Origin of the sequence: Hydrogenophaga sp. 70-12, assembly GCF_001897365.1 — a bacterium.
GTDB classification, from domain to species: Bacteria; Pseudomonadota; Gammaproteobacteria; order Burkholderiales; family Burkholderiaceae_C; genus Hydrogenophaga; species Hydrogenophaga borbori.
In genome coordinates this window covers 1-8894 of sequence record NZ_MKSS01000269.1, presented here as the reverse complement: position 1 = coordinate 8894, position 8894 = coordinate 1, and the positions used below count along the sequence as shown (strand labels likewise).

Here is an 8894-nt window from a genome sequence, read left to right as displayed (position 1 = left end):
CGCGCCCGCCCCGCCGCAGGGGCTGCCGGTGCTGGGGGCACCGGCGCAGCAGCTCACGCTGGGGTCGCAGGCGGCCGATGCGCCAAGGCCCGTGAGCAGCAGCGCCAGACCCAGCAGGCCAGACAGCCACCTTGCACCGCTACGCGCGGCCTTCAGCACCACGCGGTGGTGATTCCAGTTCATGCACTGCCTCCCCGATGCGATCCGAAACGCCCGTGCCACGGCACGAGCGCGCGATCACATCAGCCGGCGGCACGGGGCGTCGGCGTTGCCGGCAGGGCTTGAAGCAAAGCTCAGAACCGACGCGGGTTCCGTCCCCCACCGGGGGGATCAGGCGCCGGGCAGCAAGGCCTGGAGCTCACCCAGCGTGCCGGCCTCGTGCAGGGGTTTGTCCTCGCGCACGCGCAGCATGCGCGGGAAGCGCAGCGCCACGCCGCTCTTGTGGCGCTTGCTGCGCGCGATGCCTTCGAAGGCCAGCTCCACCACCAGCGTCGGGCGCACGCTGCGCACGGGGCCGAAGTGCTCCAGCGTGGTCTCGCGGATCACGGCGTCCACGGCCTGGAACTCGGCGTCGCTCAGCCCCGAATAGGCCTTGGTGAAGGACACCAGCTGCAGGCCTTGCGGGTTGGCCGGTCGGCGATCGGCGATCGCGTCCACCACCGCCTGCGCCTCGGCCGGATCGCGCGGCGTGCGGTTCCAGACGGCGAAGCTGTAGTCGGTGTAGACCGAGGCGCGCCGCCCGTGGCCGGCCTGGGCGTAGATCAGCACGCCGTCCACCGTGAACGGGTCGATCTTCCATTTCCACCAGGCCAGCCGCTCGCCCTCGCCCGAGCGCTTCACGCGCCCGGTGCCGTAGGCGCCGTCGCGGTGCTTGAGCATCAGGCCCTCGACGCCGAGTTCGCGCGAACGCGCGCGCCAGGCGGCCAGCGTGGCCCAGTCGGGCGCGCCGAGCAGCGGCGAGCAGGGCAGCGGCGGGGCGCAGGCCCGCGCCAGCGCCTGCAGGGCGGCGCGGCGCGCGTGCTGGGGTTGCCCGCGCAGGTCCTGTCCGCCGCGCTCCAGCAGGTCGTGGGCGATGAAGCCCACGGGCGCATCGGCCAGCACGCGGGCCGTGAGCGTCTTGCGCGCGATGCGCTGCTGCAGCGTGGCGAAGGGCGCGGGCCGGCCCGGCGTCTCGAAGCCCGGCAGGGGCGCGGCCAGCGCGTCCCAGGCCACGATCTCGCCGTCGACCACCGTGCCGTCGGGCCAGGCCGCGGCCAGGCGCTCCAGCTCGGGAAAGCGCTCGGTCATCAGCTCCTCGCCGCGCGACCAGACCCAGGCGCGGCCCGCGCGCTTGACGATCTGGCCGCGGATGCCGTCGAACTTCCACTCGGCGCACCAGTCGCCCACCTCACCCAGCGTGGCCTCGGGCGCCCCCGCGAGCGCGGACGCCAGGAAGAAGGGGTAGGGCTGGCTCGGGTCGCGTGCGGCCGCCCCTTCGCCCTCGGCCGACGCCACGATGGCGCGCCAGGCCTCGGCCGTGGGCGCGCGCTGGCCGCTGGTGTAGCCCATCATGCGCGCCGCCACGAGCTTGGGGTCCAGGCCCGCGAACTCGGCCACGGCGCGCTGCGCCAGCAGCTGGCTCACGCCGACGCGGAAACCACCCCCCACCAGCTTGACGAAGAGGAAGCGGCCCAGGCTGTCGAGCTCGGCCCACCAGCCCAGCACCGCGGCCGCCACCGTGGCCTCATCGGCGCCGCGCAGCGGCAGCAGCCGCTGGGTCATCCAGCCGTGAAGGCCGAGCTCGGCGCCCCCCTCGGCCGGCGCGGGCAGCACCAGGGCGATGGTCTCGGCGAGGTCGCCCACGGCCTGGTAGCTCTCCTCGAACAGCCATTCGGGCAGGCCCGAGGCCCGCAGCGCCAGCGCGCGCAGCTGAGCGGTGCGGATGAGTTGGCGCGGCTTGCCGCCCGCGAGGAAGTACACCGCCCAGGCCGCGTCCTCGTCGGGCGCTTCGCGCAGGTAACGCACCAGGGCGGCCACCTTGGCGTGGGTGGCGGTGCTGGCGTCGAGTTCGGCGAACAGCGCGCCGAAGCGCTTCATGCGGCGGACTCCGCCCCGGCGGCGAGCGGATCGTCGGCGCCGTCGCCGTACTCGGTCTTGAAGCCTTCGGCCCGCAGGCCCTGCTCCTGGAGGTAACGCACCAGGGTGGGCACGCTGCCGTGGGTGACGATCACGCGCCCGGCGCCGGTCGCGCCGATGGCCGAGAGCAGGCCGGGCCAGTCGGCGTGGTCGCTGATGACGAAACCGCGGTCGTGGCCCAGGCGGCGGCGCCAGCCGCGGATCTGCATCCAGCCGCTGGCGAAGGCGTCGCTGGTGTCACCGAAGCGGCGTATCCAGGGCGAGGACAGGGCGCTGCCCGGGCACAGCACCAGGGCGCGGCGCAGGTCCGCCGGGTCGTGCGTTCCCTCCGCCGCGAGCGTGGCCGGCAGGTCCACGCCCGCCGCGCGGTAGGCTCGATTGAGCGGCTCCACCGAGCCGTGGCAGACGATGGGGCCGATGGACGGGTCCACCCCCGCCAGCAGGCGCTGCGCCTTGCCCAGGCTGTAGCAGCTGATCACGCTGGCGCGCCCGACGGCCGCGTTGTCGGCCCACCAGTGGTTGAGTTCGGCGAACAGCTCGTGGTCGGGACGCCAGCGGTAGATGGGCAGGCCGAAGGTGGACTCGGTGATGAAGGTGTCGCAGCGCACCGGCTCGAACGGCGCGCAGGTGCGATCGGGCACGCCGTGGGCGGGCGTGGGCCGGTAGTCCCCGCTGGCCACCCACACCTGGCCCTGGTGTTCCAGGCGCACCTGGGCCGAGCCCAGCACGTGGCCCGCCGGGTGCAGGCTGATGCGCACGCCCCGGTGCGTGACCACCTCGCCGTAGTCCATCGGCTGCAGGGGGATGCCCTCCCCCAGCCGCGCGCGCAGCAGCCCGGCGCCGGGCGCGGCCGCGAGGTAGTGGCGGTGCCCGGTGCGCGCGTGGTCGGCGTGCGCGTGCGTGATCACCGCGCGGTCGACGCGGCGCCAGGGGTCGATGAAAAAATCGCCCGGCGGGCAGTACAGGCCCTCGGGGCGCTGGACGATCAGGTCCTGCATATCAGGGACGTGGGGGCGGCCACCGCCTCCTCAATAGCGGTGGCCGGTGAGAAACAGCACCGTGCGCATGATGCCGAAGGCGATGCGGTCGAGGATGCGCTGGCCCCAGGGCCGGCTGTTGAGCGCCTCCGCGTGGATGGGTGTGCTGCGGTGGCAGACGATGTGATCCAGGTGCGCGCGCAGCAGCGCCGCGAAGCGCCGGTCGGTGCTCATGACGTTGGCCTCGCGCGCCAGCAGCAGCGACAGCGGGTCCAGGTTGGTGGAGCCCACCGTGGCCCAGCGCTCATCCACCACGGCCACCTTGGCGTGCAGCGCGCTGGGCGCGTACTCGCAGACCTCCAGGCCCGCGTTCACCAGGCGCTTGAGCGCGGGCCGCGCGGCGCGGTACTGCAGGAAATGCTCGTAGCGCCCCTGCAGCAGCAGGCGCACCCGCACGCCGCGCCCGACGGCCATCAGCAGGGCCTTGCGCAGCCGGCGCCCGGGAATGAAGTAGGCGTTGACGATGAGCACCTCCTGGCGCGCCTCGCCGATGGCCTTGAGGTAGGCGCGCTCGATGTCGTGGCGGTGCGCCACGTTGTCGCGCAGCAGCAGCGCGGCGCGCGCGTCGTCCACGCCCATCAGCGCGCTGCCGGTGTCTTCCTCGCCGCCGGACGCCAGGCCGCGCGCGCGCGTTTCCAGCTTGCGCAGCAGCTTGGAGAAATCGCCCGAGGCGCTCGAGCCGCGCAGCGCCTGCCAGGCGGCCGAGAACTCGCGCTGGCGCGCGGCCCGCACGGCCTGCAGGCGCCACCAGAGCTGCTCCATGGTCTCCGTCATGTCCTGCACCAGCGGCCCGGCCACGCGCAGTGAATAGTCCAGCCGGGGTTCGTCGAGCCGGCCCAGCGACACGTCGTCGCGGTCGTCGATGATGTTGACGCCGCCGCAGAAACCCACCGTGCCGTCCACCACGCAGAGCTTGCGGTGCAGGCGGCGCCACAGGCGGGGGAACAGCAGGCCCAGCCGGCCCAGGGGCGAGTAGATGCGCCATTGCACGCCGGCGGCGCCGAAGCGCTGGCGCCATTCTTCGGGAATCGACGGCGTGCCCACGCCGTCGACCACCAGGCGCACCGCCACGCCGCGCCGCGCCGCGCGCTCCAGCGCCTCGGCCACCTGCAAGGCCGAGCCCGCGAACTCGAAGATGTAGGTCTCCAGGTGCACCACCTGGCGTGCCGCGTCCATGGCCTCGGCCAGCGCGGGGAAGAGCTCGTCGCCGCCCACCAGCAGCACGAGCTGGTGCCCATCCTTCATCGTCGCATGCAGGCGTTTCACGGGAATTCGAGGTCGGCGATGATCGGCAAGTGGTCGGACATGCGGCGCCAGGCGCGCCCATGCGGCACGTGGGCCGAGACCGGGCGCAGGCCGCGAAAAAAGATGCGGTCCAGGTGCAGCAGCGGCAGCCGCGCCGGGAAGGTGGGCAGGCGGATGCCCTCGAAGGTGTGCAGGTCCAGCGCGGCCATGGGTTTGAGCAGCTGCGCGCTCCAGTCGTTGAAGTCGCCCGCCACCACCAGCGGCGCGCCGGCGGGAACCTCGCGGGCGATGAACTGGCCCAGGCGCTGCACCTGCCGTTCGCGGCTGGCGTGCACCAGGCCCAGGTGCACCACCACCACGTGCAGCTCCAGGCCATCGACCAGCAGGTGCACGTGCAGCAGGCCGCGCTGCTCGAAGCGGTGGTCGGAGACGTCGGAATGCCCCACGCCCACCACCGGCCAGCGCGACAGCAGGGCGTTGCCGTGTTCGCCGTGGCGCGTGATGGCGTTGCTGCGGTAGACGGCCTCGTAGCCCTCGGGCGAGAGGTAGCCGGCCTGGTCCATTTCGGGCCAGCGGGTGAAGTAGCGTTCCAGCTTGCGGTGGTGGCTGCGCACCTCCTGCAGGCAGACGATGTCGGCATCGAACTGTTCGACCGCGTGCACCAGGTTGTGGATTTCGAGCCGGCGCGCCGGGCCCAGGCCCTGAACGCCCTTGTGGATGTTGTAGGTCGCTACGCGCACCATGCTCATGGCGCACATGATCGCACGGGCCAAGGGCCCCGCGCGGGCGCACGCGCGGGGCGTGCGCGGCCGGACGGCATGGCCCTACGGCCTCGGCGCCCCGCCCAGCCGCGGCAGCCAGCCGATGGCCTCGGCATTGGAAGGAGAGAAGCAGCGCTGCGCCGCCTCGCGCCACGGCAGCCAGACCTGGTCGCGGTGCTCGCGCGGGCTCAGCCGCACCGGCGCGGCGCGTGGCACACACAGGCCGAACACGCGCTCCGTGTTGTGCGTGACACCCGGCGCGTAGCGGTGCCGCCACTGCGGGTAGATCTCGTAGACGTTCTCCAGGCCCCAGTCGCGCAGGGCGTGCCCCGGCGCGGCGGCGTCCAGACCGGTCTCTTCCCTCACCTCGCGCGCGGCGGTGAGCTCGAAGGGTTCCTCGGGCTTGTCCTTGGCGCCGGTCACGGACTGCCAGAACCCCGGCGCATCGGCGCGCTCGATCAGCAGCACCTCGAAAGCCGGGGTGTGGATGACCACCAGCACCGACTGCGGGACCTTGAAGGCCCGCGCCGGCTCAGCGCTCACGGCGGGCCGCGCCGAAGCGCTGCCACAGGCGCCACAGGGACAGCGCGCGCAGCGGCAGCGAGACCAGCCGGCTGGGGCGGCGCGCCACCCACAGCCCGGCCACGGCGGCCAGGGGCAGGGTCAGCTGGGGCGGCCAGCCGCGCAGCCACCGCCAGGCGTCCTGCACCCGGTCGGCCCAGCCGAACACGGGGCGCAGGGACTCGGCCTGCATCCCGGCGCGCACGCGCAGCGTGCGGGAGCGCCGGCGCAGCGACAGGTGGCGCTGCCTGAGCTGTTCGGCGCGCGGAAGGCTCATCGGCTGGCCTCCGCGCCACGCGCTGCACTGCAAGCCCCTTCGGGCGGCCGGGCGGGTCTCATGGGTCCAATGCCTCGCGGTCCTGGCGCAGCTCGTCGATGCTGGCCGAGAACAGCCGCGAGCCACGCAGCACGCGCGCGCGCGCCTGCCAGATGGCCAGCAAGCCGACGAACAGGAACAGGCCGGTGAAGGTGGCCAGCGCCGCCAGCCGGTGCTCATCCCACAGGGCCACGGTGATCAGGATGGCCAGAAAGCCCACGCCGAGCGCCAGGCACACCAGGGCGATGGCCCCGTAGGCCACCAGCCCGGCGAGGCGCAGCACCTCCTCCTGGGCCTCGACGCTGAACAGTTCCAGGCGGACCTGGGCCAACTCGACCAGCGTGGCCGCCAGCCCGCGCACGGAGGCCGAGAGGCGTTGAGCGGACGGCTCCATGGCGGCGCTCAGCGCCGGGCGATGAGCATGCCGATCAGCAGGCCCACGCCGGCGGCGGTGCCGATGGCCTGCCAGGGGTGCTCGTGCACGTACTCGTCGGTGGCGCGGGCGGCTTCCTTGGTGCGGGCGGCGACGGTTTCCTCGATGTCGCCCAGCTTGTGCCGGGCGGCGATCAGGTTCTCGCGGATGCGCTCGCGCATCTCGATCACCTTGCCCTCGGTTTCGTTGGCGGTGGCTTGCAGCAGCTCTTCGGCGTCGGTGATGACGCGCTGCAGATCGCGCACGAGCTTTTTCTTGCTGGTTTCGGTGGTGGCGTCGGCCATGGCGGGCTCCTTTCCAGGCGGTTGGGACAATCGATCGGAAAAACCGATAGTGCGATCGCCCAAGGATACGCAGGTTCCCACGAAAAAGGCGCCCGAAGGCGCCTTTTGCGGTCTGGTCCTACAAGGATCTCAGCTGTTCTTGACCGAATCGGGGTTTCGCAGGCGGATGTGCAGCTCGCGCAGCTGCTTTTCGTCCACCGGGCTGGGCGCCTGCGTGAGCAGGCACTGGGCGCGCTGGGTCTTGGGGAAGGCGATCACGTCGCGGATCGACTCGGCGCCCGTCATGAGGGTGACGATGCGGTCCAGGCCGAAGGCCAGGCCACCGTGCGGCGGCGCGCCGTACTGCAGCGCGTCGAGCAGGAAGCCGAACTTCAGGCGCTGCTCTTCGGGGCCGATCTTGAGCGCGTCAAAGACCTTGGCCTGCACGTCGGCGCGGTGGATACGGACCGAACCGCCGCCGATTTCCCAGCCGTTGAGCACCATGTCGTAACCCTTGGCGATGCAGCGGCCCGGGTCGCTGACCATGAAGTCCTCGTGGCCGTCTTTGGGCGCGGTGAAGGGGTGGTGCACCGCGGTCCAGCGGTCTTCCTCGTCGTCGTGCTCGAACATGGGGAAGTCCACCACCCACATCGGCGCCCAGCGGTCCTCGAACAGGCCGTTCTTCTTGCCCAGCTCGCTGTGACCGATCTTGATGCGCAGGTTGCCGATGGCGTCGTTGACCACCTTGGCCTTGTCGGCGCCGAAAAACAGGATGTCGCCGTTCTGCGCGCCGCTGCGCTGCAGGATGGCCTCGAGCGCCGCGTCGTGCAGGTTCTTCACGATCGGGCTCTGCAGGCCGTCGCGGCCCTTCGCCACGTCGTTGACCTTGATCCAGGCCAGGCCTTTGGCGCCGTAGATCTTGACGAATTCGGTGTAGGCATCGATCTCGCTGCGGCTCATCTCGCCGCCGCCGGGCACGCGCAGGGCCACCACGCGGCCGGTCTTCATCTGCGCGGGCGCGCTGAAGACCTTGAAGTCCACGTCGGCCATGACGTCGGTGAGTTCGGTGAACTCCATGGTCACGCGCAGATCGGGCTTGTCCGAGCCGTAGCGGTGCATGGCTTCGGCGTAGGGCATGACCGGGAACTCGCCGAGGTCGATGCCGAGCACGTTCTGGAACACCGTTTTGATCATGCCCTGGAACATGTCGCGGATGTCCTGCTCGGTCAGGAAGGAGGTCTCGATATCGATCTGCGTGAACTCGGGCTGGCGGTCGGCGCGCAGGTCCTCGTCGCGGAAGCACTTGGTGATCTGGTAGTAGCGGTCGAAGCCGGCCACCATCAGCAGTTGCTTGAACAGCTGGGGCGACTGCGGCAGCGCGAAGAACATGCCGTCATGCACGCGGCTGGGCACCAGGTAGTCGCGCGCGCCCTCGGGCGTGCTCTTGGTGAGCATCGGCGTCTCGATGTCGATGAAGCCGTTGGCGTCGAGGAACTTGCGCACCTCCATGGCCACGCGGTAGCGCAGCATCAGGTTGCGCTGCATGTAGGGGCGGCGCAGGTCGAGCACGCGGTGCGTGAGGCGGGTGGTCTCGGACAGGTTGTCGTCGTCCAGTTGGAACGGCGGCGTGACCGAGGGGTTGAGCACCTTCAGCTCGTGGCACAGCACCTCGATCTTGCCGCTCTTGATGGTGTCGTTGGTGGTGCCCTCCGGGCGCGCGCGCACCAGGCCGACCACCTGCACGCAGAACTCGTTGCGCACCTCTTCGGCCGTCTTGAACATCTCGGGGCGGTCCGGGTCGCAGACCACCTGCACCGTGCCTTCGCGGTCGCGCAGGTCGATGAAGATGACGCCACCGTGGTCGCGCCGGCGGTTCACCCAGCCCGACAGCGTGACGGTTTGGCCCATCAGGGCTTCGGTCACCAGACCGCAGTAGTGGCTTCGCATGGACATGGGGTCTTCTTTCTCAGGGTTGCGTCTCGGCCTCGGCCGCGAGCGGGATCTTGGGGTTGCGGGGGCCGCCGGGCACGATGACGCCCATGGACACGATGTAGGTGAGGGCCTCGTCCACGCTCATGGCGAGCTCGACGCAGTCGCGCGCGCGCAGCAGCACGAAGTAGCCGCCCGTGGGGTTGGGCGTGGTGGGCACGTAGACGCTGAGGA

10 protein-coding genes and 1 pseudogene are annotated in these 8894 nt (G+C 71.5%); all 11 read right to left on the bottom strand.

The features are described 5' to 3' along the window. On the bottom strand, window positions 1–183 hold a 183-nt coding region (locus BGO22_RS14920; protein WP_286851508.1), incomplete at its 3' end, for a hypothetical protein. A 147-nt stretch (window positions 184–330) separates the two neighbouring features. Then, a complete protein-coding gene (locus tag BGO22_RS14915; protein WP_070399080.1) occupies window positions 331–2076 on the bottom strand; it encodes an ATP-dependent DNA ligase in 1746 nt (581 codons plus the stop codon). After that, on the bottom strand, window positions 2073–3113 hold the full coding sequence (locus tag BGO22_RS14910) for a ligase-associated DNA damage response exonuclease (protein ID WP_070399081.1): 1041 nt from the start codon (window positions 3111–3113) through the stop codon (window positions 2073–2075). Before BGO22_RS14910 ends, BGO22_RS14915 begins: the two co-directional genes overlap by 4 nt. 30 nt (window positions 3114–3143) lie before the next feature. Further along, window positions 3144–4397 carry a cardiolipin synthase ClsB gene (gene clsB, locus BGO22_RS14905; protein ID WP_070399082.1) on the bottom strand — a complete coding sequence of 418 codons (1254 nt, stop codon included), beginning with the start codon at window positions 4395–4397 and terminating at the stop codon, window positions 3144–3146. Window positions 4398–4414: 17 nt separating this feature from the next. Further along, on the bottom strand, window positions 4415–5155 hold the full coding sequence (locus tag BGO22_RS14900) for an endonuclease/exonuclease/phosphatase family protein (protein ID WP_070399083.1): 741 nt from the start codon (window positions 5153–5155) through the stop codon (window positions 4415–4417). A 66-nt stretch (window positions 5156–5221) separates the two neighbouring features. Then, window positions 5222–5701 carry a dihydroneopterin triphosphate diphosphatase gene (gene nudB / locus BGO22_RS14895; protein ID WP_070399084.1) on the bottom strand — a complete coding sequence of 160 codons (480 nt, stop codon included), beginning with the start codon at window positions 5699–5701 and terminating at the stop codon, window positions 5222–5224. Beyond that, a complete protein-coding gene (locus tag BGO22_RS14890) occupies window positions 5691–5996 on the bottom strand; it encodes a hypothetical protein (RefSeq protein ID WP_070399085.1) in 306 nt (101 codons plus the stop codon). The genes nudB and BGO22_RS14890 overlap by 11 nt, the downstream gene beginning before the upstream one ends. A 58-nt stretch (window positions 5997–6054) precedes the next feature. Continuing rightward, on the bottom strand, window positions 6055–6429 hold the full coding sequence (locus BGO22_RS14885) for a phage holin family protein (RefSeq protein WP_070399086.1): 375 nt from the start codon (window positions 6427–6429) through the stop codon (window positions 6055–6057). An 8-nt stretch (window positions 6430–6437) separates the two neighbouring features. Then, window positions 6438–6752 carry an ElaB/YgaM/YqjD family protein gene (locus BGO22_RS14880; protein WP_070399087.1) on the bottom strand — a complete coding sequence of 105 codons (315 nt, stop codon included), beginning with the start codon at window positions 6750–6752 and terminating at the stop codon, window positions 6438–6440. A 129-nt stretch (window positions 6753–6881) separates the two neighbouring features. Next, complete coding sequence (aspS, locus tag BGO22_RS14875) at window positions 6882–8684, bottom strand: aspartate--tRNA ligase (RefSeq protein ID WP_070399088.1); 1803 nt, start codon at window positions 8682–8684, stop codon at window positions 6882–6884. 13 nt (window positions 8685–8697) lie between these two features. Beyond that, window positions 8698–8894: pseudogene (locus BGO22_RS14870) on the bottom strand (DUF502 domain-containing protein); the annotation flags it as partial.